Source organism: Pseudomonas sp. TE12508, assembly GCF_056279485.1.
In genome coordinates this window covers 16,466-40,975 of the sequence record NZ_JBWCCN010000025.1, presented here as the reverse complement: position 1 = coordinate 40,975, position 24,510 = coordinate 16,466, and the positions used below count along the sequence as shown (strand labels likewise).

Annotated in this window: 17 protein-coding genes; 11 read left to right on the top strand and 6 right to left on the bottom strand. The window is 59.1% G+C overall.

What is annotated here, in order from left to right; all coding sequences use genetic code 11:
- Positions 1–351 precede the first annotated feature (351 nt).
- Positions 352–1,419, top strand: a complete 1,068-nt coding sequence (locus tag ACZ9IM_RS27755) for a WD40/YVTN/BNR-like repeat-containing protein (RefSeq protein WP_427627595.1) — start codon at positions 352–354, stop codon at positions 1,417–1,419.
- Between the two features lie 28 nt (positions 1,420–1,447).
- A complete protein-coding gene (locus tag ACZ9IM_RS27750; RefSeq protein ID WP_476225568.1) occupies positions 1,448–3,832 on the top strand; it encodes an efflux RND transporter permease subunit in 2,385 nt (794 codons plus the stop codon).
- Positions 3,833–3,910: 78 nt separating this feature from the next.
- On the opposite strand, the gene ACZ9IM_RS27745 is transcribed toward ACZ9IM_RS27750, so the two are convergent.
- The 3 genes from ACZ9IM_RS27745 to ACZ9IM_RS27735 form a co-directional block, all read right to left on the bottom strand.
- On the bottom strand, positions 3,911–8,719 hold the full coding sequence (locus ACZ9IM_RS27745) for a dermonecrotic toxin domain-containing protein (protein ID WP_476225566.1): 4,809 nt from the start codon (positions 8,717–8,719) through the stop codon (positions 3,911–3,913).
- A gap of 126 nt (positions 8,720–8,845) precedes the next feature.
- The gene (locus tag ACZ9IM_RS27740) at positions 8,846–9,562 is read right to left on the bottom strand and encodes a FadR/GntR family transcriptional regulator (RefSeq protein WP_032830095.1); all 717 of its coding nucleotides are present in this window, start codon (positions 9,560–9,562) and stop codon (positions 8,846–8,848) included.
- 185 nt (positions 9,563–9,747) lie between these two features.
- On the bottom strand, positions 9,748–11,484 hold the full coding sequence (locus ACZ9IM_RS27735) for an IlvD/Edd family dehydratase (RefSeq protein WP_476225564.1): 1,737 nt from the start codon (positions 11,482–11,484) through the stop codon (positions 9,748–9,750).
- 194 nt (positions 11,485–11,678) lie between these two features.
- Here ACZ9IM_RS27735 and ACZ9IM_RS27730 point away from each other — a divergent pair, with 194 nt between their 5' ends.
- The 9 genes from ACZ9IM_RS27730 (at position 11,679) to ACZ9IM_RS27690 (ending at position 18,648) form a co-directional block, all read left to right on the top strand.
- Positions 11,679–13,001 carry an MFS transporter gene (locus ACZ9IM_RS27730; protein ID WP_427627600.1) on the top strand — a complete coding sequence of 441 codons (1,323 nt, stop codon included), beginning with the start codon at positions 11,679–11,681 and terminating at the stop codon, positions 12,999–13,001.
- A gap of 156 nt (positions 13,002–13,157) precedes the next feature.
- Complete coding sequence (gene araD1, locus ACZ9IM_RS27725) at positions 13,158–14,150, top strand: AraD1 family protein (RefSeq protein ID WP_476225562.1); 993 nt, start codon at positions 13,158–13,160, stop codon at positions 14,148–14,150.
- Between the two features lie 10 nt (positions 14,151–14,160).
- Positions 14,161–15,741 (top strand): aldehyde dehydrogenase (NADP(+)), encoded by a 1,581-nt coding sequence (locus ACZ9IM_RS27720; protein ID WP_476225561.1) that lies wholly within the window; start codon positions 14,161–14,163, stop codon positions 15,739–15,741.
- A 199-nt stretch (positions 15,742–15,940) separates the two neighbouring features.
- Complete coding sequence (locus tag ACZ9IM_RS27715) at positions 15,941–16,237, top strand: DUF5629 family protein (RefSeq protein WP_008011324.1); 297 nt, start codon at positions 15,941–15,943, stop codon at positions 16,235–16,237.
- Positions 16,230–17,399: a lactonase family protein gene (locus ACZ9IM_RS27710; protein WP_476225591.1), complete on the top strand. Its 1,170-nt coding sequence runs from the start codon at positions 16,230–16,232 to the stop codon at positions 17,397–17,399. Before ACZ9IM_RS27715 ends, ACZ9IM_RS27710 begins: the two co-directional genes overlap by 8 nt.
- A gap of 156 nt (positions 17,400–17,555) precedes the next feature.
- Positions 17,556–17,735, top strand: a complete 180-nt coding sequence (locus ACZ9IM_RS27705) for a hypothetical protein (protein WP_007901164.1) — start codon at positions 17,556–17,558, stop codon at positions 17,733–17,735.
- Positions 17,736–17,941: 206 nt separating this feature from the next.
- Positions 17,942–18,067, top strand: coding sequence for a hypothetical protein (locus ACZ9IM_RS27700; protein ID WP_007901166.1), 126 nt, complete (start codon positions 17,942–17,944; stop codon positions 18,065–18,067).
- A 114-nt stretch (positions 18,068–18,181) separates the two neighbouring features.
- On the top strand, positions 18,182–18,394 hold the full coding sequence (locus tag ACZ9IM_RS27695; RefSeq protein ID WP_427627607.1) for a hypothetical protein: 213 nt from the start codon (positions 18,182–18,184) through the stop codon (positions 18,392–18,394).
- Complete coding sequence (locus ACZ9IM_RS27690; protein ID WP_476225559.1) at positions 18,391–18,648, top strand: hypothetical protein; 258 nt, start codon at positions 18,391–18,393, stop codon at positions 18,646–18,648. The genes ACZ9IM_RS27695 and ACZ9IM_RS27690 overlap by 4 nt, the downstream gene beginning before the upstream one ends.
- Before the next feature lie 166 nt (positions 18,649–18,814).
- Here the strand turns inward: ACZ9IM_RS27690 and ACZ9IM_RS27685 are convergent, their stop codons facing one another.
- Genes ACZ9IM_RS27685 through ACZ9IM_RS27675 form a run of 3 tightly spaced genes read right to left on the bottom strand, consistent with a single transcriptional unit; the run spans position 18,815 to position 24,296 of the window.
- Positions 18,815–19,417, bottom strand: coding sequence for a glutathione S-transferase (locus ACZ9IM_RS27685; RefSeq protein ID WP_476225557.1), 603 nt, complete (start codon positions 19,415–19,417; stop codon positions 18,815–18,817).
- Positions 19,414–23,055: an AAA family ATPase gene (locus tag ACZ9IM_RS27680; RefSeq protein ID WP_476225556.1), complete on the bottom strand. Its 3,642-nt coding sequence runs from the start codon at positions 23,053–23,055 to the stop codon at positions 19,414–19,416. The genes ACZ9IM_RS27685 and ACZ9IM_RS27680 overlap by 4 nt, the downstream gene beginning before the upstream one ends.
- On the bottom strand, positions 23,052–24,296 hold the full coding sequence (locus ACZ9IM_RS27675; RefSeq protein WP_427627613.1) for an exonuclease SbcCD subunit D C-terminal domain-containing protein: 1,245 nt from the start codon (positions 24,294–24,296) through the stop codon (positions 23,052–23,054). Before ACZ9IM_RS27675 ends, ACZ9IM_RS27680 begins: the two co-directional genes overlap by 4 nt.
- Positions 24,297–24,510 lie beyond the last annotated feature (214 nt).

Genomic DNA, 24,510 nt, shown 5'->3' with positions numbered 1-24,510 from the left:
GGCGGGGCAAAAAGCGCTTTGGTTACTTTGGCGCTCTTCCAAAGTGACCCGCTGTAAGAGCGGAACCAATAGCCGCCGTGACCACAAAAACGGATATGTACCCCAAACCCCAATCACCCCTCCGAATGCCTCCCCATTCACCCACAACCCATATCCCCTCAGGTTAACAAAACATAACGTGGCGTCGATTGTCAGACCTTTCCAAACCCCGATAGGATAAGCCAGCTTCCGAAGGGGCTCTGGATTGCGGGTTTCAGGACTATGCTCCTGAATAGGTCAATCCCGATGCGAATCCCTTACGGCGCCCTGAAGGGTTGAACGACCTAACAATAATAATGTGGGGGAAGGTCTATGAGTGAGCCTGTCATGGGTGTGAGTATTGGCCGCCCGCCGGCGTTACGCAGGTTCGCGTTGCTGGCTACAGCGCTCTCGCTGTTGGGCTGTACCGTGCTGTCGGCGCCTGCGCTGGCCGCTGCCGCGTCGGCCACCGATGTGGTTTATTCCGTTGAATCCGCCAAGGCCAGCAAAGGCCTGATGCTCGATGTCGTACACGCGGGCAAACGCCTGGTGGCGGTCGGCGATCGCGGGCACATTCTGTATTCCGACGACCAGGGCGCAACCTGGGCCCAAGCCAAGGTGCCGACCCGGCAACTGCTGACGGCGGTGTTTTTTGTCGATGACAAACACGGCTGGGCCGTTGGCCATGACGCGCAGATCCTCGCCAGCGAAGACGGCGGCATCACCTGGACCAAACAATTCGAAGACCTGACACGCGAATCGCCGCTGCTCGACGTCTGGTTCAAGGACGTTAACAGCGGCTTTGCCGTGGGCGCTTACGGTGCCTTGCTGGAAACCACCGACGGCGGTAAAAACTGGGGAAACGTCAGCGATCGCCTCGACAACGAAGACCAGTTCCACCTCAACGCGATTGCCGCGGTCAAGGATTCCGGCATTTTCATCGTCGGTGAACAGGGCAGCATGTTCCGCTCCGCCGATGACGGGCAGACCTGGGAAAAGCTTGAAGGCCCCTATGAAGGCTCGCTGTTCGGTGTGATTGGCACCGCGCAACCGGCCACGCTGCTGGCCTACGGGTTACGCGGTAATCTTTACCGCTCCACGGATTTCGGCAGCACCTGGGAGCAGGTCGAGCTCAAGGCTGCACGTGGCACACTGGAATTCGGCCTGTCTGGCGCCACGCTGCTCGATGACGGTTCCATCGTGATCGTCGGCAATGGCGGCAGCGTGATTCGCAGCACCGACGACGGCGAAACCTTCAGCGTGTTCAACCGTCCGGATCGCATTTCCGTCTCGGCGGTGACTGCGGCAGGCAACGGCAATCTGATTCTGGCCGGACAGGGTGGCGTTCGCGTCACTTCGCCCACCGGCGCAGAGAATGGAAAAAACGGGTCGTCCAAATGAGCCGGGCAAATAACAAGAAGGCGGGTCTATGACATCCTTAAGCACTCCTCATCAGGATAAGGCGACGTTTCTTGAGCGCCTGATTTTCAACAACCGCCCGGCAGTCATCGTCATCTGCCTGCTGGTCAGTGTTTTCCTGTTCTGGCAGGCGACGTTGATCCGGCCGTCCACCAGTTTCGAAAAAATGATCCCGCTCGAGCATCCGTTCATTGAAAAAATGATGGAGCACCGCAACGATCTGGCGAACCTGGGCAACACGGTGCGGATTTCCGTGGAAGCCACCGACGGCGACATCTTCTCCAAGGAATACATGGAGACTCTGCGTCAGATCAACGACGAGGTGTTCTACATTTCCGGCGTCGACCGTTCCGGCCTCAAATCGCTGTGGAGCCCGAGCGTGCGCTGGACCGAGGTGACGGAGGAGGGCTTCGCCGGTGGTGAAGTGATTCCCCAGAGCTATAACGGCTCCCAGCAAAGCCTCGACCTGCTGCGTAATAACGTGCTCAAGTCCGGGCAAGTCGGGCGCCTGGTGGCCAACGACTTCAAGTCGAGCATCGTCGACATCCCGCTGCTGGAGTCCTACCCGGACCCACAGGATCAGGGCAAGTTGCTGGCGCTGGACTACCGCAAGTTCTCCCACGAACTTGAAGACAAGATCCGCAACAAGTTCGAAGCCCAAAACCCCAACGTGAAGATCCACATTGTCGGGTTCGCCAAGAAAGTCGGCGACCTGATCGATGGGCTGGTCATGGTGGTGATGTTCTTCGGCGTCGCCTTCGTCATTACCCTGATCCTGCTGTACTGGTTCACCAACTGCATGCGCAGCACCGTGGCGGTTTTGAGCACGACGCTGGTGGCGGTGGTCTGGCAGCTGGGCTTGATGCACTTCTTCGGCTTCGGGCTTGATCCGTACTCGATGCTGGTGCCGTTCCTGATCTTCGCCATCGGGATTTCCCACGGCGTGCAGAAAATCAACGGTATCGCCTTGCAGTCCAGCGAGGCGGAGAACGCGCTGACTGCGGCACGCCGTACATTCCGTCAGCTGTTCCTGCCGGGGATGATCGCGATCCTTGCGGATGCGGTGGGCTTCATCACGCTGTTGATCATCGACATTGGCGTGATACGTGAACTGGCCATCGGCGCGTCCATCGGCGTGGCGGTGATCGTGTTCACCAACCTGATCCTGCTGCCGGTGGCGATTTCCTACGTCGGTATCAGCAAGCGCGCCGTCGAACGCAGCAAGAAAGACGCGCACCGCGAGCATCCTTTCTGGCGCCTGCTGTCGAATTTTGCCAGCCCCCAAGTCGCCCCGATCTCTATTGCCCTGGCGCTGATCGCTTTCGGTGGTGGCCTCTGGTACAGCCAGAACCTGAAAATCGGTGACCTCGACCAGGGCGCGCCGGAACTGCGTCCGGACTCGCGCTACAACAAGGACAACAGCTTCATCATCAATAACTACTCCACCAGTTCCGACGTGTTGGTGGTGATGGTCAAGACCAAGTCTGAAGGTTGCTCGCGCTACGAGGCCATGGCGCCGATCGACGAGCTGATGTGGAAGATGCAGAACACCGAGGGCGTGCAGTCGGCCATTTCCCTGGTGACCGTGTCCAAGCAGATGATCAAGGGCATGAACGAGGGCAACCTGAAATGGGAAACCCTGTCGCGCAACCCGGACGTGCTGAACAACTCCATCGCCCGCGCCGATGGCCTGTACAACAACAATTGCTCCCTGGCGCCGGTGCTGGTGTTCCTCAACGACCACAAGGCCGAAACCCTGGACCGCGCCGTGCATGCGGTGCAGGACTTCGCCAAAGAGAACAACAAGGAAGGCCTGGAATTCATCCTCGCCGCCGGTAACGCCGGGATCGAGGCGGCCACCAACGAGGTGATCAAACGCTCCGAATTGACCATTCTGGTCCTGGTGTACATCTGCGTCGCAACCATGTGCATGATCACCTTCCGCTCCTGGGCGGCGACCTTGTGCATCGTGCTGCCGCTGGTACTGACCTCGGTCCTCGGCAACGCATTGATGGCGTTCATGGGCATCGGCGTGAAAGTGGCGACCTTGCCGGTAGTGGCGCTCGGGGTGGGGATTGGCGTGGACTACGGGATCTACATCTACAGCCGTCTGGAAAGCTTCCTGCGTGCCGGCCTGCCGTTGCAAGAGGCGTACTACCAGACGCTGAAGTCCACCGGTAAAGCCGTGCTGTTCACCGGCCTGTGCCTGGCGATCGGTGTATGCACCTGGATCTTCTCGGCGATCAAGTTCCAGGCCGACATGGGCCTGATGCTGACCTTCATGTTGCTCTGGAACATGTTCGGCGCGTTGTGGCTGCTGCCAGCGCTGGCGCGGTTCCTGATCAAACCGGAGAAACTGGCAGGGCAGAAGGGCAACTCGCTGTTTGCTCACTGATCCCTGGCTGAAACAGAAAAGCCGCAACCTTGGTTGCGGCTTTTTTTATCGCGTGTTGTTCAGCGCTGCAAACTGGATTCAGAGTTTTAAGAACAGTGTTTCATCCAGTGGCGGTTTGATCAGCGATTTCTCCAGATTGGCCACGGCACGGTTGTCGGCGGCGGCTTGCCGGATAAGATCCTTGCGTGTCAGAAAGCGCTGCTCCGGTAGTTTTAAATGGCCAATGCTGTAGTCCGGTCGAGGCATATCAAGGCTGGCGTAATGAAAGTGCGCATACCATAAAACGTTAAATGTGTTCTTTTCGCGTACCGCATATTCGGTGAGATAGTCTCCGGCAGCCGTCTGTATCAAACGCCCCACCAGATTGATGTCAACGAAACCGTTCTTCCATAAGTAGTGGATGTTTTCTGCCTTGGGCAGCTGTTTTTTGTAGCCCTCGCTGCAATACAGACGTGCCTGGCGAGTTGCTTCGAGTGCCTCGTTACGAAGGGTTTCACTCAGTTGGGGGGCCTGCGGCGCAGCAGGATGGGTGTTATCAATTTCATCGGCCAAGGCGTTGAGCTTGTCGGCGTACTGGACCAGCATGTCATTCCAGTCCAAGGGGTTGAGGCTTTCGAGCCGACCAGGATCCTGTAGCTTTTTCTGTTGGAAGCGTATCGAGTTTTCGATACCCGCCCGTTGGCCAATCAGCGCATGCATTTCCTTTTTTATTGCCGATAAAGGTCGCGACCCTGGCGGCAATGTTGGTTGAGTGGGCGTGCCCTGCACGACTTCAACCCAGACACCTTCCTCGGGGTGTTCCATGTAGCTGGCAATCTTCTGTTCGGTAATCGGATCTTGAACATCGATGAAACGACCTTGATTGTTTTCCCGAGAGGGTCTGATGTCGCCGATCAGGGTGCCTTTGTTGCGGGACTTGAATACCCTTTTGGTGGACGGCCTGGTCCTGATCGGTTTGGTATGTGCGGATTGGGGCGCGACCCCTTCGTTTTCTCGAATCAGTGCAGCCAGTTGCTCTTCGGCGCTGACGTGCGCTTCATTGAGTTGCTTCAGAAACGGTGTTTGATATTCAGTGCGCACAAAGCCAGATGCCATTTCATTCAACGAACGAACAGCATTATCGATTTCTTCGTAGTGCTTGAGGATGTTTTCAAGGACGGCTATCTGCTCGGCGGTTGCGTAGCCGGAGCTACTGCAGATCTCCATGTGGGACAGCACTGTGCTCTCCATTGAAGAGCCGACGAGTCGCATTACAAAGGGATACTCTGCCGGATCTCTGGAGCGGCAACTGCGTTCCAGAACCAATTCTTTAAGCGACAGCAATTGATGTAACTTGATTAAAGCAGGGAGGTAGTTTTCGGCATTGAACAAGTGCTTCACTATTTTTCGACTGCGCAGTTTTTCACCTGCCTGTTCCTGAGTCGTTTCAAGTGTTTTGGCGGACTCGATGAGCCTGTTGGTTATCTCGATTTCTGCCCGCCGGTTGTCGACAAATTCGAAATAGGCTGTCGTTATTTCCTGACCCAATTCTTCAGGAAAACGGGCGAGGAGTTCATTGAGGTATTCCCCATTCCTGGTCTGAAGGAGATCGCGTCCCAACAGCTTTATTTGCTCATGAACGATATCCAGAGCGTCCCAGATGAGTAAAAGCCCATTATCACGTTCGCTCTCGTAAGGCCTGGTTCTGTCGACTTCGATCAAGGCGTTGTACGCATCGGTCAACTTCGGCATTTCTGCATTCAACGTGTCAATGCGCTCCTTGTAAATATTCAGCTCTCTGTCATGTATAGCGGCGGCCTCTGCTGTCTTGAGCACTTCCTGGCTATGACGCGAGGTCAGCTGGACCTTCTGCTCTGGTGTAGCCTTGCCGAGCAACTCCCATACGATCCTGAGCTTTTTCTTTTGTGCGTCGAGCATTTCCCTCGCGGAAAACAATGATCTCCTCGCCTCTGATTGAGAGAGTACCAATGGCGCGAGGGCCTGCTTCAGGCGATCCTTATTAGTGGTCAGTTCATGTAGCCGGAGCCGGTTTTCATCGCGCACCGCCTGGAGTCGCCCCCTCATGCCGCCTTCAAGCTTCAATCCCCGATCCAGTCGCCAGTTCCCCTTGCCGTCGCTGGCGAGTTTGAAACCGGGGCGATCGGAATGGGCCGGATCTATCAGGTAGACCTCTGCGAAGCCCGGCACGACGCCGACCTGGAAAAAAAGTCCGCCAATGCTGGCGTGCCAGGTATCGTCGATCCGGAAAAGTCCCTTCAGAGAACCGTTTTTCTCGGCCGGTGGCAACTTCTGCGGCCATGGCACGTGAAAGTCCAACAAGGCATTGAGCAGCTTGTCGGCCGCTTTAGAGGTGGCAATGGAGCTGGTGAAATCCAGCACCGTATGGCTGCCACCTACCGTTTCCTGTGGGATGCCCGGCGAACCTTGATGAACGAGGGCGGCAGGCATCGGTTCTGCGTGATTTGCCAGTCTGCGCCAGGGTTTCAGGCGCGGGGCGGTTTGTTCAGGGGTTTTCGATGGCAATGGCTGATGGGCGTTTTCCGAGCTGGCTCCCAGGTGCAACAGCACCATCGCGGTATTGAGTAGCAGATCAATCAGCGCTAACTCTTTGGCTTTCGGATCGTCGCTGTCGAGGGCGGGCAGGTCCTGTTTGAGGCTGGTGATCAGTACCATCATCCATCCGGCAAGCATCAGCGGCCCTCGCGTCAGCGGTAGCAGCAGCGTATTGAAGAGTAACCATGCACCCTCCATGAGAACGGCCCAACGGCTTTCACTGTTGGACACCGACTCACGCTCGGCCAGATCGACCAAGGCGCGGGCGGTGCTGGTGAACAGATAATTGAGTAGTCGACCGTCGCGTAGCGATTGGTGCAACACATCTGCGCCGTCATTGTTGGCCAAGGTCACGGGGGCGGGTTTTCGTGGACGTTCGAATTCGTCGCCCAAGTGAAAGCGAACAATGTGCGGTTCCTTGAACCCGTCATTGTCGTAAATGTCTCGTACGTTATCCGCCATCCATGTAAGCACGCTGGTTTGCAACGCGCCGGATTCGGCGATGGCATCGAGGACGGCCTGGCGCGACGGGTACTCCAGCAGGGCTTCGGCGTACAACGGACGATAAAGAAGATGTGGGCCAACGTTCGGGTCAAGGGGTTCGATCAGGAACATGTTGTCCACCGTATCGGGTTTGGCACCGGACTTTCTGTGAAACGCCAGCGGGCGGATGACGATGTCCTGTTCGTCGACTTTGCGCTCAGAAGGTGTCTCCCCCATCAGCGCCTTGACGTAGCGATAACCCTTGTCGGTCAAGCCACATTGTTTTCTGACCTTGTACTCCAGCGCGCGCATCGGTAACCGGACTCGCAGTTCGCGGGTAAACAGGGCTTCTCGGCGCCGGGCATCCACGGTGTCCGATAGTAATAACGTCTTGATCCTTTGCGGATAGACCGTACCGATGTCGACACGCTGGATTAGGCCTTTGCTGCCGAGTATATAGTCCTCGTTCAACCAGTCTTCGGGAGTCTGTCCGTCCTTACGCAAAACCCGCAGGCGGCCACGGGGCTTGCCGGCGAGATTCTTCAGGGCCAGATCAGTCAGGGACATGCGCACATGTTCGATAAAACCGGCACCTCCCGGATAGCCGGCAGCGACGGCGAAGTCGAGCACCAGCTCGTCGGGGTTGTAGTCGACGTTGTGATCCTGCTTTATCTGCGCTCGCAGCGCCTCGCGGCTGAAGCTTCGGATATCCTCGATGCCTTCATTAAATGACTGTCCATGGCTTTGAGCGGTGACGTTTGCGAGGTCGAACAGGTGCTGGCGATAGGCGAAGCGATCAGTGGCCGAAGCCTGTTTCAACCAGTCGGGGAGTTGCGAGTGCAACTGTGCCAGCATCGCTGGTTGCGCTGTCGATTGTCGGATGAATAACGTTGTCGGGTCTGTGAGGGTGTCCAGACGTTGCGTCAGGTCTTTCTCGCTCGTGGCGCCGGAAAAGGGCAATGTGGCCAGGTCTTTGAGCTGCCGATCAAAGATCAGGCCCGCCTGGAGCTCGAACAGATCGCCATTGGGCTCATAGCGTTTCCAGGTGAGACGGTCGATCAAAAACTCGCTTTGCATCTTCTTCCCCCAGGCGCTGCCGAAGTCATCCAGGGAATCGAAAGGTTGGACGCGGCCGTCAACGCTGCACAGCAATACTTGTTTCTCACGCATCAGCAGAATTTCAGGCCCGAGCAGAAGTATTTCGTTATCGTCTTTGCCGAGTGTCGTTTCCAGAAAGCAGGCGTAAACGGTTCTGCTGGTCTTGGGCGAGCGCTCGACTCTGTCGGGCCAGTCCGTGACCTGCCGCACCATGTCTCGCTGTTCGTCACTCAGATTCGAGGCGTATAAGGCTGCGGCTTTCAACTGGTCATGGAGGAACTCGCTGAACCATTGCCAGCGACTGATGCCGCTGTCGTCGGTCAGGCTCCAGTAGTCAGCCAATGCCTGCTGATAATCGAGGTAAAGCGTCGATGGCAGCTCGGCAATGATGCTGGCAATGATTTGCATGTCCACGTGAGGCTTGGCTGCGGTGTCCAGGCGTTTGGGTGGTACTTGCGTGAGGAAAAACGCCCTTGAGTCCTGTGGGGTGAAGTCCAGTATCTGCGGGTTGACCAGATGGTCGAGAACCACTTGGCTCAACGGCTTCAGATCCCAATGGCCACCGACAGCGGGGCTGGCCAGCTTGATCTTTATCGGATCGAAATCCAGTGTGGGGTAATGCTCCAGCAATCTGTCGCGTAATGCATTGATAATCACAGAAAGCAGTGTCGGTCGACTGGCGAATCGCTGCTGAACCGCCCGGGCGGGCAATTGGCTGAATGGAGGAGGTACCGGTGCAACAGGGGTGAGCATGACGAAATCCTTTTCGTGTTATAGGTCGGCGCTGTCATAGCGTCCGTGCCTCTGGGCCGGATCATCGGCCCTGAGCAGGAAATCTCATTCTGTCACCGCCTGTGCGGAATGGGTTATGGCGTGTGGTTACAAGACTTGACCGAGTACCGTGCTTAGCGCACTGCGCGCATCATCCAGTTGCACCAGCGTTGCATGCCGGGCACCGAGGGCGTCACGGTTTTCGATAGCGGTCAGGATCGCCTTGTGCCGTGGCAGCGCCAGTTCATGCAGATTCGGCCGTTGGTTGGAATGCTTCAAGGCTTCGGCAATCGCTACCGACAGCATGTTGCACAGGTTCGCCAGTAAGTCGTTATGGGTTGCGTCGGCGATCCGGCTGTGGAAATCCAGGTCCGGTTGCAGCAAGGCTTCAGGCGTCGGTGCCGCTTCCATGCGTTGGTAGGCTTCACCGATGGAGGCGATGTCTTCGTCGGTGGCGAACTGCGCGGCCAACGCGGCGGCGGCCGGCTCAATGATGCTGCGCACGCTGGTCAGCAGATCAAAGAATTCATTTTGCGGACTGCTTTGCATCAGCCAGTGCAGCACGTCCGGGTCGAGCATGTGCCATTCCTTGCGCGGCTTGACCACCGTACCGACCCGCGGACGGGAATACACCAGGCCCTTGGCCACCAATACGCGAGTGGCTTCGCGCAGCACCGGTCGGCTGACCGCGTATTCCTCGCACAGCAGGGCTTCGGCGGGCAGTTTGTCGTCCGGCTTGAACCGTCCCGAGACGATCTGCATGCCCAATTCCTGGACGATGCGCGAGTGCATGCTTTTGCGGTCGGAGGGTTTGCGGTAATCCATGGGGAACGGCGCGATCCTGTGCGATGGGGTGCCGCGCATGATAGCAGGCGCGGCGCAGACTTGAGGCTGATACAAAGCAAATGTGGGAGCTAGCCTGCTAGCGATTGCGGTGTGCCAGTCAATATGAACGTCAACTGACAGACCGTAATCGCTAGCAGGCTAGCTCCCACAAAGGATGTTTGCTGTCAGTGAGAGTGACGCGGCACCTCGGCCCCTCGGCAACCGACGAGGAAGTCGAAGTCGCAACCCTGATCCGCCTGCAGCACATGGTCGATATACAGCTGACGATAACCGCCCACGATTAACTGTTGCGGTGGTTGCAGATCCGCCATGCGCGCCGCCAGCTCCGCATCCGGAATGTCCAGGTGCAAACGTCCGTTGGCGCAATCAAGCTCGATCCAGTCGCCTTCCTTCACTGTCGCCAAAGGTCCACCCGCTGCGGCTTCCGGTGCCACATGCAAGACCACCGTGCCGTAAGCGGTGCCGCTCATGCGTGCGTCGGAAATCCGCACCATGTCGGTCACGCCTTGGGCCAGCAGCTTGGCCGGTAATCCCATGTTGCCGACTTCGGCCATGCCCGGATAACCCTTCGGTCCGCAGTTCTTCATCACCAGAATCGAGTTGGCATCCACGTCCAGTTCCGGGTCGTTGATCCGTGCCTTGTACATGTCGAAGTTCTCGAACACCACCGCACGCCCGCGATGTTGCATCAATTCGGCGCTCGCGGCGGATGGCTTGAGCACCGCACCCAGCGGGGCCAGATTGCCGCGCAACACGCAGATGCCGCCGTCGGCGCGGATCGGGTTGTCGAGGGTGCGAATCACTTCGTCCTGGCCGTAAATCGGCGCGTCCTTGGTGTTCTCGCCGATGGTTTTGCCGTTGACGGTGAGGGCGTTCGGGTTCGGGATCAGGTTCGCTTCGCCGAGACGACGCAGCACCGCGGGCAAGCCGCCGGCGTAGTAGAACTCTTCCATCAGGAAGCGCCCGGACGGTTGCAGGTCGACGATGGTCGGCATGCCGCGACCGAAGCGGGTCCAGTCATCCAGATCCAGCTCGACGCCGATGCGCCCGGCGATGGCTTTCAAGTGGATCACCGCGTTGGTCGAACCGCCGATGGCGGCGTTCACCCGAATGGCGTTTTCGAAGGCTTCTTTGGTGAGGATTTTCGACAGCTTCAAGTCTTCGCGAACCATCTCCACCGCGCGCATGCCGGACATGTGCGCCAGTACATAACGGCGCGCATCGACCGCTGGAATCGCCGCGTTGTGGGGCAGGGAAGTGCCCAGTGCTTCGGCCATGCAAGCCATGGTCGAGGCCGTGCCCATGGTGTTGCAGGTGCCGGCCGAGCGTGACATGCCGCCCTCGGCCGCGAGGAAATCGTCAATGGTGATGGTGCCCGCCTTGACCTGTTCGCTGAGCTGCCAGACCACCGTGCCCGAGCCAATGTCCTGGCCCTTGTGCTTGCCGTTGAGCATCGGCCCGCCAGTCACGACGATCGCCGGCACGTCGCAACTGGCCGCGCCCATCAGCAGCGCCGGGGTGGTTTTGTCGCAGCCGGTGAGCAGCACCACGCCATCGATCGGGTTACCGCGAATCGCTTCCTCGACGTCCATGCTCGCCAGGTTGCGAGTGAGCATGGCGGTGGGGCGCAGGTTCGATTCGCCGTTGGAGAACACCGGGAATTCCACTGGAAAGCCGCCGGCTTCGATCACCCCGCGTTTGACGTGCTCCGCGATCTGGCGGAAATGCGCGTTGCACGGGGTCAGTTCCGACCAGGTGTTGCAGATGCCGATGATCGGCTTGCCGTGGAACTGGTGGTCGGCGATGCCCTGATTCTTCATCCAGCTGCGGTACATGAAGCCGTTCTTGTCGGCGGTGCCAAACCATTGGGCGGAGCGCAGGGTGGGTTTCTTATCAGACATGATCGGTTCTCTTATTGTATGACTATATTGTTCGAGCTATGGCGTAACATAAGCGCAATTTCGGCTGTTTGGAAGTGTTGTTGGTTAAATAGTATTACTATATAGTCGTTTTCAACGGAGGGATGAGCCCTGGCAGTTTTCTGCGAGAGGCGTCCCCCGAGGTTCTATAACAACAACAATCGGAGACCGAACTCATGAGCCAGGAACTGCGGCTTATTCGTCGCATCACGCTGAAACTGATTCCCTTCCTGATCCTGCTGTACCTGATCGCCTATGTGGATCGCTCCGCGGTAGGTTTCGCCAAGCTACACATGGGCGCCGACATCGGCCTGGGTGACGCGGCTTATGGCCTGGGTGCCGGGCTGTTCTTCATTGGTTATTTCCTGCTGGAAATCCCCAGCAACCTGATGCTCGACCGCTTCGGCGCCCGGCGCTGGTTCGCGCGGATCATGGTCACCTGGGGTGCCATCACCATCGGCATGGCGTTCGTCCAGGGACCGAACAGTTTCTATGTGATGCGCTTTCTGCTCGGCGCGGCCGAAGCCGGTTTCTTCCCGGGCGTTCTGTACTACATCACCCAATGGTTCCCGATTCGCCATCGCGGCAAGATTCTCGGGTTGTTCATCCTTTCCCAACCCATCGCGATGATGATCACCGGCCCGGTGTCCGGCGGCTTGCTGGGCATGGACGGCATTTTTGGGCTGCACGGTTGGCAGTGGCTGTTCATCGTCATCGGTATGCCCGCAATCCTGCTGACCTGGCCGGTGCTGCGTTACCTGCCGGACGGTCCGCAACAGGTCAAATGGATGGACCAGTCTGAGAAAGACTGGCTGACCGGTGAGCTGAAAAAGGACCTGGAGGTGTACGGCCAGACCCGCCACGGCAATCCGCTGCATGCACTGAAGGACAAACGCGTGTTGCTGCTGGCGCTGTTCTATCTGCCGGTGACGCTGAGCATCTACGGTCTCGGTTTGTGGTTGCCGACGTTGATCAAGCAGTTCGGTGGCACTGACCTGATGACCGGGTTCGTGTCGTCGGTGCCGTACATCTTCGGGATCATCGGTTTGCTGATCATTCCGCGCAGTTCCGATCGCTTGAATGATCGCTACGGTCATCTGGCGGTGCTGTATGTATTGGGCGCCATCGGCCTGTTCCTCAGCGCCTGGCTGACAGTGCCGGTGCTGCAATTGGCGGCGCTGTGCCTGGTGGCGTTCGCGCTGTTTTCCTGCACCGCGGTGTTCTGGACTTTGCCGGGCCGATTCTTCGCCGGCGCCAGTGCGGCGGCGGGGATCGCGTTGATCAACTCGGTGGGCAACCTCGGCGGTTACATCGGCCCGTTCGTGATCGGTGCGTTGAAGGAATACACCGGCAATCTGGCGTCGGGGTTGTATTTCCTGTCCTGCGTGATGGTGTTCGGCCTGGTGCTGACGGGTGTGGTTTATCGGTTGCTGGAGCGTAAGCACGTGCTGCCGGCCGACCAGTTTGCCGCCAGCGCCCGGGGCGCTACCCGTACCTGAATCTGAGGATTAACACCAATCAACTGTGGGAGCGAGCCTGCTCGCGATGAGGTCATTCAGTCCGACATCAATGTTGAATATCAGGCCGTCATCGCGAGCAGGCTCGCTCCCACATTGGTTTTGTGGCGTTTTCGAGTTTGTTTAAAGGAGAAAATCATGCGTTTAGTTCAGTTCGAATTGAGTAACGGCGAACGCCGTGTCGGCGTGGTCGAGGACGGCCTGGTGCGCGAAGTGCGGGATGCGCGCTCGGTGCGGGATCTGGCGCTGGCGGCGATTGAGGCGGGGGTCAATCTTGAGCAACAGGTTCAAACCCTGGGGCTGGGCATCAGCCATGACTATTCAGCGCTACTGGCCAATCTACAAATCCTGCCGCCGCTGGATCACCCGGACCCGGCGCACATGCTGGTCAGCGGCACTGGCCTGACCCATCTGGGCAGCGCTTCGGCCCGGGACAAAATGCATCAGCAGGCCGGCGACGAAACCGCCATGACCGACACCATGCGCATCTTCAAATGGGGCGTGGAGGGTGGTAAACCCGCGACCGGCCAGGCCGGCGTGCAACCGGAGTGGTTCTACAAGGGCGACGGCAGCATCGTTGTGCGACCGGGCAAACCGTTCCCGCTGCCGCCGTTTGCCGAAGATGCCGGGGAGGAACCCGAACTCAGCGGTCTCTATGTGATCGGCCACGACGGCAAACCCTATCGCCTCGGTTTTGCCGTGGGCAACGAGTTCTCCGATCACGTGATGGAGCGCAAGAATTACCTTTATCTTGCCCATTCGAAATTGCGCAGTTGCAGCTATGGCCCGGAGCTTCGGGTTGGCGAGTTGCCCCAGCATCTGGCCGGTACAAGCCGGATCCTGCGCGATGGTGAAGTGCTGTGGCAGAACGAATTCCTCAGTGGCGAAGCGAACATGTGCCACAGCCTGGAAAACCTCGAGTATCACCATTTCAAATACAACCAGTTCTTGCGCCCCGGCGACGTACACATTCACTTCTTCGGCACTGCGACCTTGTCCTTCGCCGATGGCATCCGCACCCAACCGGGTGACGTGTTCGAGATCAGCCAGGCCGAGTTCGGCGCACCCTTGATCAACGGCATTGAGCCCGTTGAAGCGGCGTTCGAACCCGGCACCGTCGGCACACTTTAAGGAGATACCCATGACCCGGATTCTTGGTCACAACTACATTGGCGGTCAGCGCAGCGCTGCTGGCGCGGTCAAACTCCAGAGCGTCGATGCCAGCACTGGCGAGGCCTTGCCCCACGATTTCTATCAAGCCACCCTTGAAGAAGTCGATGCCGCTGCGAAGGCTGCCGCCGCTGCTTACCCGGCCTATCGCAGCCTGAGTGCCGAAAGACGTGCGCAATTTCTCGATGCGATTGCCGATGAACTGGACGCGTTGGGCGATGACTTTGTCGCCGTGGTCTGTAGCGAAACCGCGTTGCCGGCGGGCCGTATTCAAGGTGAGCGGGGTCGCACCAGCGGCCAGATGCGCCTGTTCGCCAAGGTGCTGCGGCGCGGTGATTTCTATGGCGCACGGATTGATCGCGCGCTGCCTGAACGTACGCCATTGCCGCGACCGGATTTGCGTCAGTACCGCATTGGCCTCGGGCCGGTCGCGGTGTTCGGTGCGAGCAACTTTCCGCTGGCGTTTTCCACGGCGGGCGGCGACACGGCTTCGGCATTGGCCGCCGGTTGCCCGGTGGTGTTCAAGGCCCACAGCGGCCATATGGCAACTGCTGAGTGGGTGGCCAATGCCGTGATCCGCGCTGCCGAGAACACGTCGATGCCGGCCGGTGTGTTCAACATGATCTACGGCGGCGGGGTGGGGGAAGCGCTGGTCAAGCATCCGGCGATTCAGGCGGTCGGTTTTACCGGTTCGCTCAAAGGTGGCCGTGCGCTGTGCGACATGGCCGCGGCACGTGCGCAGCCGATTCCGGTGTTCGCCGAGATGTCGAGCATCAACCCGGTGATCGTGCTGCCTCAAGCGCTGGAAGCTCGTGCTGAAAGCGTCGCCCGAGACCTCACGGCGTCGGTGGTGCAGGGGTGTGGTCAGTTCTGTACCAATCCGGGGTTGGTGATCGGTATTCGTTCGCCGCAGTTCAGCGCGTTCGTGCAGCAGGTGGCGGGGCTGATTGGCGATCAACCGGCGCAAACCATGCTCAATACCGGCACCTTGAGCAGCTATGGCAAGGGCCTGCAGAAGCTTCTCGCACATCCGAAAATCGAGCATTTGGCCGGCAACCCGCAACAAGGCAATCAGGCGCAGCCGCAACTGTTCAAGGCCGATGTGAGCCTGTTGCTCGATGGCGATGAAGTGCTGCAAGAGGAAGTGTTCGGCCCGACCACGGTGTTCGTCGAAGTGGCGGATCAGGCGCAACTCAACGCCGCGTTGAACGGACTGCATGGGCAGCTGACGGCAACGATCATCGGTGAGCCGACGGACTTCGAACAATTCGGCGAACTGACTCCATTGCTGGAACAGAAGGTCGGGCGGATTCTGCTCAACGGCTATCCGACCGGCGTGGAAGTCTGCGACTCGATGGTTCATGGCGGGCCGTATCCGGCGACTTCCGATGCACGCGGCACGTCGGTGGGCACCCTGACCATCGACCGTTTCCTGCGCCCGGTGTGCTTCCAGAACTACCCCGACAGCCTGCTGCCGGAAGCACTGAAGAATGGCAATCCGCTGCGCATCCAGCGCCTGGTCGACGGCAAGTCATCGCGCGATGCTCTCTAGCCGCCCACAACTGATTGGCTCGGTCCGCTGGAACTGATCGTTCCCACGCTCTGCGTGGGAATGCCTCAACGGACGCTCTGCGTTCGGCTGTTGATGTGACGCAGAGCGTCACTGGCTGCATTCCTTTGCTGCGCGTGGGAACGATCATTGCGGTGTGATGAGCTATCATTGCGCCTTTCCCATTCAAAGATTGACTGCCATGACTGCCGTAACCAACACCTTGCTCAGCGCCCTCGAAGTTTGCGACATGCTTGAAATCGACGGGCTGCACGCTTTCGACTTCTCCCTCGATGAAGACGATAACCTGCACATCGAATGCATGGACGGTCGGGCGCTCAAGCGCTGGGAGTTCAGCATGGCCCAGATCGCGGCGGCGACGTTCGATCCCGACTTGAAGAGCTGGATCATTACCGGTGATTCCGGCGAGCATCGGCTGGTGCCTATGGAAGCGTTCGGCGGTGGTGACGACGAGGACGAAACGAATGAGGATGCGTAACTTCTGGCCACTGTTGATGGCCGGCAGCGTCGGCGCAATGGGCGTGCAGGCGGCAGCGGCCGACAGTTACGAATTGCTGGTGGGCTCCTACACCGCCGGCCAGAGCCAAGGGATTTATCGTCTGAACTTCGACAGCCGCACCGGGCAGATCGACGCCACACCCCTGCAAGTGGTGAAGAGCGCCAACCCGTCCTGGCTGGTCGTGTCCAAGGATCAACATCGCCTGTTCGCGGTCAACGAAAACGGCCCGGGCCAGGCGGATCCGGTAGGGCGTATCAGCAGTTATGCAATTGACCCGAAGACCAATGAATTGAACCTGATCAGTCAGGTGCAAACCCTGGGCAACGAGCCGACGCACTCGAGCGTCAGCGGTGATGCCAGTCACGTGTTTGTCAGCAACTACTCGGTGGCTGAAGACCCGGGCGGCACCCTGGCGGTGTTACCGGTGGGCACCGATGGCAAGCTAAAACCCGTGGTGCAGATGAGCAGTCATCCGTCCAGCCGGGTCAACCCTGAGCGGCAGAAGTCGGCACACGTGCATTCGGTGGTTTCATCGCCGGATGGCCAATACGTGTTTTCCAACGACTTGGGAGCGGACAAGATTTTCGTCTATCGCTTCGACCCCAAGGTCAATCCGGAACGACCATTGACCGCCGCCAAACCCGCGTCCGTCCAGTTGCCACCTGGCAGCGGGCCGCGACATCTGCTGTTCAGTGCCGATGGCAAGCACGCCTGGCTGACCATGGAAATGAGCGCGCAGGTCGCGGTGTTCGATTACCGCGACGGCAAGCTTGAGCAAACGCAGTTGGTCGATCTGGCGGCGGGCCTGCCTACATCGGGCAAGGCTGCGGCTGCGCTTCACGCCTCGGCCGACGGCAAGTTCCTTTACGTCAGCAACCGTGGCACCACCAATCAGTTGCTGGTGTTCGCTATCGACCCGGCGACCGGCCATCTCAAGGAGCTTCAGCGCCGCTCCGTGGACGGTGATCACCCGCGCGAGTTCAGCCTCGACCCGAGTGGCAAGTTCGTGCTGATTGCCAACCAGAAGAGCAATCAGATTGTCGTCGTCGAGCGCGATGCCAAGACCGGTCTGTTAGGTAAAACCGTGCAGAAACTGCCGATGGATGCCCCGAGCGATCTCAAGTTCCTGGTGCGTCAATAGACCGCAGGCCCCGGTTGATGGGGCCTGCAACCTTCTATTAATGAGACTGATATCGGCTAATGCTACAAAGCATTTCAAGGCGCCGCCCCTCGGGCGTTAAGTTTGCTTCACGGCCCCACCGGGCAAGCAAGCCAACTGAACCCGAGGAATACCGCCATGAACTTCAATCTCTTCTCCGTCATCGCCGCTTCCGCTATCTCTGCCACTGTTGCACTGCCTGCCAGCGCCAACGTTGAAATCAGCGACAAAAAATCCCACGCCCAAAGCTATACCCAGAAATACCTGCAACAGAGCGCCAACTTCTACGCCGCGCTGGATCACAAAACCCAACACTGAAATCTGAACCCTGCACCTTTTATGCAGGAGCGAAGTCACTTGCCGATCGACCTGCAAGGCGTCGAAAAGCATCGAAGTGATGTCGCTCCTGCATAACGCGTTTACGACAGCATCATATTGCTATCAATGTATTGCTTGATATCACATGGCCATGAGTTTAGATTTGACGCTGATTTTTTGACTCCTTCCCTAAAAGGATCGACAGCATGGCGATGCGTCTGGCAGTGGTTCTCCTGTTTCTCTATTCCACCCCGATTCTATCGGCTGCCCAGCCCGTTCCCAACGAGCCGGATGCGGCCCGCGAGCGCTTGATGAGTTTTATCGAGGACTAAATACGCTGGGGTCATGATCAATAAAACTGATAGCGACTATGCATAAAGGTCGCTAGTTAACTTGTGTTTTTTGATCGATTCTGTGGGCACTGAAACATGCCCACGGAGAACACCATGGCCAGCGCAATCATCACTTCTGCCAAACACGGCGCCTACCTGGCCATCGGTCTTTACGTGGCCATGGTGTTGGTCGTCAGCCTTTCGGCTCAATCGCAACAAAGCCTTCAAGCACCGATTCAGGTCGCTTATCCCGCCATTCAATTCGAACACCGTGCGCCAAACGTATTGGTCGATCATGCCGACGTGGCGGGAGTGGTGGGGGCATGAAGGGACGCAAGCTCTGGGTCATCGCCTTCCTGGCATTCATGACCAATGGCGCTTCTTTGCTTGGGATCGGGCAGGGTTCGGCGGGATCGGTGGCGCGGGCTATCGAATGCAACCACAACATCGCCCACAACATTCAGACCGCCAAGGCTCTGGAGCTGTTGGTGGGCAATCCGCCGATCAAACCCAATGGTGAATTCTTCGGGCCGTTCCAGGTGGATTGCTCGGTGTTGGGGATGTGCTCGGTGTTGGCCTGAGTCCCCAACATATGAGGTCAATTGTGGCGAGGGGGCTTGCCCCCGTTGGGGTGCGAAGCAGCCCTGAATCAGGTTTTCGTAATTTGTCAGATGAAACTCAGTCGCCGGTTTTACGACTGCTGCGCAGCCTAACGGGGGCAAGCCCCCTCGCCACAATGGAATGCTCTTACTTTTGCTTTGCCATCACACCGGTGAACAGGTCTGACTCGATGAAGCGCTGCAACCACGCCTGCAATCGCACATAAGGCGTCTGCCCGAACCACTCGCGATCCACGTGGGCGAACTGCCGCACGAACGGCATCAGGGCGATATCCGTCAGGCTCGGGTGATCGGCCAGCAAGTAGTCACGCCCCTCCAGCAATTCATCCAGCTTGCGCAAAAACACCTCGCCCTCAGACCGGTAAAACGCCATCGGCTGCTCGGGATAACGCTCGGCGTACTTGTAGCGATTCAGGTGCAACTTGAACACTTGATCGTTCTCTTCGATCAACGCGGCGCTGCGTTGCTGTGCTTGCGGGTCATCCTTGAGCAACCAGTCTTGCGGATCGTTCTGCGCCAGTGCCCAGCGCATGATATCCAGGCTTTCATCGATCACCCGCCCATCCACACTCAGCACCGGTACTGTGCCTTTGCTCGACAGTGCGAGCATTTCGGCGGGTTTGGCCTTGAGGCTGACCTCGACGATATTCACCTCAACCCCCGAGTAGCGTAGGGCCATGCGTGCGCGCATGGCGTAGGGGCAGCGGCGGAACGAATACAGCGTATTCATTTCACCTCCAGCGTACTCAGGCCGTTGCCTTGACGGTGAACCTGGATTTGCACCGGAATCCGTTCATGCATTTCCTGCACGTGGGAAATCACCGCGACCTTGCGTCCTTGCGCCTGCAAACCGTCGAGAGCGTCCATGGCCAGTTGCAGGGATTCAGGATCGAGACTGCCGAAGCCTTCGTCGATGAACAGCGATTCGATTTTCAGCGTGCTCGAAGCCATCGACGCCAAACCAAGCGCCAGGGCCAGTGACACCAGGAACGTCTCGCCGCCGGACAGCGAATGCACCGAGCGCAGTTCGTCGCCCATCTCGGTGTCCATCACCAATAACCCGAGCATGCTGCCGCCACGTTTCAACCGATAGCGCCGCACCAGTTGCCGCAGCTGGACGTTGGCGTGATGCACCAGCAGGTCAAGGTTGTAGGCCTGGGCGATCTTGCGGAAGGTGTCGCCGGTGGCCGAACCGATCAATGCATTCAACCGCGCCCAGCGCTGATACTCGGCGTAGGCGTCGGCGATCTGTTGTGCCAGCGCCTGATTAGCATTCTGTCGGCGCTGATCCTCGGCCTGTTCTGCACGCAATTCGGCGCAACGATGTTCGCTGGCGGCGAACAGGTTTTGCAGCTCTGCCAGCGTCGTGGCCAGTTGTTCGGCATCGAGATTGCCGTTGTGCTGCGCCTGATGATCGAGCAGGCGCTTATCCCGCTCCTGCAGCAGCACTTTGGCTTGCTCGATGGCTTTTTCGCTCTGCTGCAAACGTTGACGCAGTTCGCTGACGTGTTGGTCGTCGACGCTCAACAGATCTTCCAGTCCGCCGTCGTCCAGCTCTGGATGCTGCGCACGCCAGTCGGCGATCTTGGCGCTCAGCTCGCGATCTTCGGTTTCCAGGGCCTGCGAACGTTCCTGCTGCGCTTTGAGTTCAGCGGCCAGTTGCACCAAGCGCGTGCGTACGGTTTGCAGTTCCTGATTGGCCGTTGCTTCGGCAGTGCGCGCCTGCTCGACGGCCTGATCAAGTTGCTGCTGCCACTGTTCGGCGCTGGCATGTTCGCCCAGCAGTTGCGTCAGTTTTTCCTGGCAAGCCTGTTGCTGCCCGGTCAGCGCCGTGAACTGCTGCTGCGCAGCTTCCTGTTGCTGGATGCGGGTCTGCTGTTGGTACTGTTCTTTCTCCAGCGTCTGCTGGCGCTGTTGCTGTTCGCCGAGTTCTTCGCGCTGCTGGTCGAGTTGTTGCAGGCGCTGGGCGATCTGCCGGTCGAGCTGCATGAAGGTCGCGGCGGGTTCGTTGCGCAAGGCCTCCAGCGTGTCGGCCGGGAGCAGGGTGCTGAACGCCTTCAGTTCTTCGTCCAGACGATGGCGATCACTGCTCAGTTCACGTTGTTGGTTGATCAGGTGTTGTGTGGCTTGCTGACTCGCCGTTTCAGCACTGCGCAGTTGCTGCGCAAGGCGCGCGGCATCCTGTTGCAGGGTGAGCAGGGCGGTTTGCCGTTGTTCATCCTGCGTGATGCTCTGGTTCAACTGGCTGCTTTGTTGGGTTAGCCAGGCATCGCGTTTGCTTGCGTCCTGGGCCAACAGTTGCGCGGACAGTGGGTGCGCCTCCAGGCTCGGGGTCAGGCTTTGTTGCTGAGTCGCGAGCTGTTCTTGCTGTTGCAGCAGTTCTTTTTGCTGAGCAATCAAGCCGCCGACTTCGGCACGCAGATCGGTGAGTTTTTCCTTGAGCAGGTCGACGGCTTTCTGAGCGTTGGCCTGTTCGCTTTCATCATGCCGGCCGAGGCTTTGCAGCAAGGCTTCAGGCTGGTGATAAGGATGATCCGGGCTGCCACAAACCGGGCACGGCTGATCGTCCTGCAACTGCGCGCGCAGTTCTTCGACACTGGCACTGCGCGCCAGACGCTGACGTTCCAGCAGTTCGCGGGTAACGGTCAGGGTCTGTTCGGCGACGCTTAGTTCGGCCTTGGTCTTCACCCCGTCCTGGGTCAGACGATCGCGGTCTTGCTGAGCGGCGAGTTGCCGCTGTTGAAGCTCGGCGCCGCGTTTGTCCAGTTCCTGCTGGCTGGCCCAAAGCCGCGTCAGCTCTTCAAAGGCCCGCAGTTGCTTGCGGTTGTCCTGCAGCAAACTGCCGAGGATCTGAATCTGCTCGGCCACCGCTTCAGGCTCGGCGCCAGCTTCTTTGTACAGCACCTCAAGGCTCTGGCGTTGTGTGGCCAGTTCCTCGGCGGCGCGAGCGGCGCTTTGCTCAAGGGCGGCCAGTTCGGCCTGGCCCTTGTTCAGGCGATTGCCGATCAGCATCAGTTGTTGCAGGCGATCGCGGTAGGCGTTCCAGGCATCGCCCAATGGCGCCAGATGAGTGCTTTGCTCAAGCTCCCCGGCAATCCGCTGCAACCGTTCGGCGACCTGTTTCTGTTGCTCGAGCAAACCCTGAATCGTGCCCTGACCCTGAGTGCAGGCCTGTTCCGCCTGCTGCTTGAGGTCGGCACTGAGGCTGGCGTCCTTGACCAGGCGGGCGAGGGTGCTTTGCTCTTCGAAGGCTTGGCGCAGCAGTGGCGCTCTGGATGTGTGTTGGCTTTGCGCGTGGGTCAGCGCCGTTTGGGCGGTGCTCAGGCTCTGTTCGAGTTGAGTCTGTCGCTCGATCAGCTCGCTTTGCTGTTGCGTGTGTTGCTGAATCTGCGCTGCCAGCGGCGTGAGCTGGGCGGTAAGTTCGGTCTTGCGCGCGAACTGATGCCGTTGCGGGGCCAATTGCTCCAGGCGAGTCAGCTTCAAGCGCTCGCCGGCCAGGCTGTTCCAGTGTTGCTGGGCAGATTGCAGTTGCTCGGTGGCGCTCTGTTGCGAGTCTTGCAACTGGCGCAGGTCCTTGAGCCAGGTGTGTTGCAACTCCAGCTGTTTGAGCTGCGCCTGCTGGGTCTTGAGTTGCTGCTGAGCGTCGTTGAAGCGCTCATCGAGTTCGGCCCGGGCTTCTGGCGACAGCGGCGTCACCCCGGTGGCCTGATCCTGCAACAGCTTGTGGGCTTCGCGAGCTTCCTTGGTCTTGTCAAAGGCGCGGCGACCGAGACGGGTGTAGAGCGCGGTGTCGGTGAGCTTTTCCAGCAGCTCGCTGCGGTCGTTGTCGTCAGCCTTGAGGAAGGCGCTGAACTCGCTCTGGGCCAGCATGACGGCGCGGGTGAACTGTTCGAAGTTCAGGCCCAGCGCGGCTTCGAGCTGTGCTTTGTATTCGCCTTTCTGGCTGGCCAGCAGTTGATCCTGATCGATGTCACGCAGGCTCTGGCGACTGGCTTGCAGTTTGCCGCCGGCCTTTTCCCGGGCGCGATTGGCCTCCCAGCGAGCGCGATAGCGGCGACCGTCGATGCCGACGAAATCCACTTCTGCATACCCTTCGCCGGTGCCACGCCGTAGCAGTGTGCGCGGGTCACCAGTGCCGATTTCACCATCGGCGTCCGGGACCTTGGCGTCGCGGCCGGTGTTGTTCAGGCGTGGCACGGCGCCAAACAGCGCCAGGCACAGGGCGTCGAGCAGTGTGCTTTTGCCCGCACCGGTCGGCCCGGTAATCGCGAACAGACCGGCACTGGCCAAGGGCTCCGCAGTGAAGTCGATTTCAAACGGCCCGGCCAAAGAGGCGAGGTTTTTCAGGCGGATCGCGAGAATTTTCATGGTTGTTCGCTCTCCATCTGCACGTCTTGCAACAGCTCGGCGAAGTCCTTGAGCGTTTGCTCGTCGACCTCGCTGCCGTAGTTGTCCTGCCACGCGCGGCTGAACAGTTCCTGGGGCGAAAGCTGATCCAGTTCGATCAAGGTTGTGCCGTCATCGACGCCGTCGCGGCTGCCGTTGCCGGCGTACTCGGCAGCAATCCGCACCAGCCGCACGGCTTTGCCTTGCAGGGCGGTTTCCACTTGATGGCGCAGGTCCGGTTGCGGTTCGTCGAGACGGACCCGCACTTCCAGCCACGGCTGGCGCTGGATATCGGCGAGCAGGTCGATGTTGGGCAGGTCGGCCAGTTGCAACAGGATTTCCGCCAACGGCGCGGCGCCGAGGCGTTGCAAGTGGACAGAGCGCGGAATCAGGCGCGGTTCGACGCTGACCAATGTTTCGCCATCGAGCTGAATGTCGAGGATCTGATGCTGGTAATTGATCTCGGAGAACGACAACGGAATCGGTGAGCCGCAGTAGCGGATGCGCTCTTCACCGTTGACCTTCTGCGGCTTGTGCAAATGCCCGAGGGCGACATAACTGATGCTCGGCCCGAACAGACTGGCGGGCAGGGCTTCGGCGTTGCCAATGATCAGGCTGCGCTCGGAATCTTCCGAGACCGAACCACCGGCCATGTGCGCATGGCTGATGGCGATCAACGCCTGGCCCGGCTTGCGCTTGGCGTTGGCCGCTTCGATCAGCCATTCATGAACCTGGCCAATGCCGCGCAAGTAGTTATCGCCCAAATGCGCGCCGGTCACTTCGGCGGGGCGCAAGAACGGCAACGCCAGGCACCAGGCGGCAATTTCGCCGCTGGCATCAGGCAACGGCAACAACAAACGTTCGGCATCCAGTTGGCCGTCATCGAGCCACAGCACGCGACCGAGGGCGTGAGTGCGCAAGCGCCGCATCAACGGCGCGGGCAGTTCGATGCGCGAGCCGGAGTCGTGGTTGCCGGCGATCATCACGATGGTCAGCAACGGCTGCTGCTCGTGGGCGCTGACGATGAAGTCGTAGAGGCGTTCCTGGGCTTTGACCGGCGGATTGACCGTGTCAAAGATATCGCCGGCGATCAGCAGCACATCAGGCTGATCCAGCTTCAGCTGACGCAGCAGCCAGTCAAGGAAACAGGCGTGCTCGAAATCGCGCTCCTGGCCGTGCAGGTTCTGCCCAAGGTGCCAGTCGGAGGTGTGAAACAGACGCAAGGCGTACTCCGCAACAAAATAAGGTGATGGCCGCGAGGAAAAGGGTGGCGGCTAAAGAGGGGAGAGTTTACTGGCAAACACATGGGATGTGGTCAGACACTGATTTTGTGGTGAGTGGGGCTTTTCTGTGGCGAGGGGGCTTGCCCCCGTTGGGGCGCGAAGCGCCCCCCTACAATTCGTCAGGCCCACCGAGTTGCCTGGATTCACGACTGCT

What these genes read in the sequence shown, in the direction of transcription:
- ACZ9IM_RS27755 (WP_427627595.1), top strand. Translation starts at nt 352, where the DNA reads ATGAGTGAGCCTGTCATGGGTGTGAGTATTGGCCGCCCGCCGGCGTTA.
- ACZ9IM_RS27750 (WP_476225568.1), top strand. Translation starts at nt 1,448, where the DNA reads ATGACATCCTTAAGCACTCCTCATCAGGATAAGGCGACGTTTCTTGAG.
- ACZ9IM_RS27745 (WP_476225566.1), bottom strand. Translation starts at nt 8,719, where the DNA reads ATGCTCACCCCTGTTGCACCGGTACCTCCTCCATTCAGCCAATTGCCC.
- ACZ9IM_RS27740 (WP_032830095.1), bottom strand. Translation starts at nt 9,562, where the DNA reads ATGGATTACCGCAAACCCTCCGACCGCAAAAGCATGCACTCGCGCATC.
- ACZ9IM_RS27735 (WP_476225564.1), bottom strand. Translation starts at nt 11,484, where the DNA reads ATGTCTGATAAGAAACCCACCCTGCGCTCCGCCCAATGGTTTGGCACC.
- ACZ9IM_RS27730 (WP_427627600.1), top strand. Translation starts at nt 11,679, where the DNA reads ATGAGCCAGGAACTGCGGCTTATTCGTCGCATCACGCTGAAACTGATT.
- araD1 (WP_476225562.1), top strand. Translation starts at nt 13,158, where the DNA reads ATGCGTTTAGTTCAGTTCGAATTGAGTAACGGCGAACGCCGTGTCGGC.
- ACZ9IM_RS27720 (WP_476225561.1), top strand. Translation starts at nt 14,161, where the DNA reads ATGACCCGGATTCTTGGTCACAACTACATTGGCGGTCAGCGCAGCGCT.
- ACZ9IM_RS27715 (WP_008011324.1), top strand. Translation starts at nt 15,941, where the DNA reads ATGACTGCCGTAACCAACACCTTGCTCAGCGCCCTCGAAGTTTGCGAC.
- ACZ9IM_RS27710 (WP_476225591.1), top strand. Translation starts at nt 16,230, where the DNA reads ATGCGTAACTTCTGGCCACTGTTGATGGCCGGCAGCGTCGGCGCAATG.
- ACZ9IM_RS27705 (WP_007901164.1), top strand. Translation starts at nt 17,556, where the DNA reads ATGAACTTCAATCTCTTCTCCGTCATCGCCGCTTCCGCTATCTCTGCC.
- ACZ9IM_RS27700 (WP_007901166.1), top strand. Translation starts at nt 17,942, where the DNA reads ATGGCGATGCGTCTGGCAGTGGTTCTCCTGTTTCTCTATTCCACCCCG.
- ACZ9IM_RS27695 (WP_427627607.1), top strand. Translation starts at nt 18,182, where the DNA reads ATGGCCAGCGCAATCATCACTTCTGCCAAACACGGCGCCTACCTGGCC.
- ACZ9IM_RS27690 (WP_476225559.1), top strand. Translation starts at nt 18,391, where the DNA reads ATGAAGGGACGCAAGCTCTGGGTCATCGCCTTCCTGGCATTCATGACC.
- ACZ9IM_RS27685 (WP_476225557.1), bottom strand. Translation starts at nt 19,417, where the DNA reads ATGAATACGCTGTATTCGTTCCGCCGCTGCCCCTACGCCATGCGCGCA.
- ACZ9IM_RS27680 (WP_476225556.1), bottom strand. Translation starts at nt 23,055, where the DNA reads ATGAAAATTCTCGCGATCCGCCTGAAAAACCTCGCCTCTTTGGCCGGG.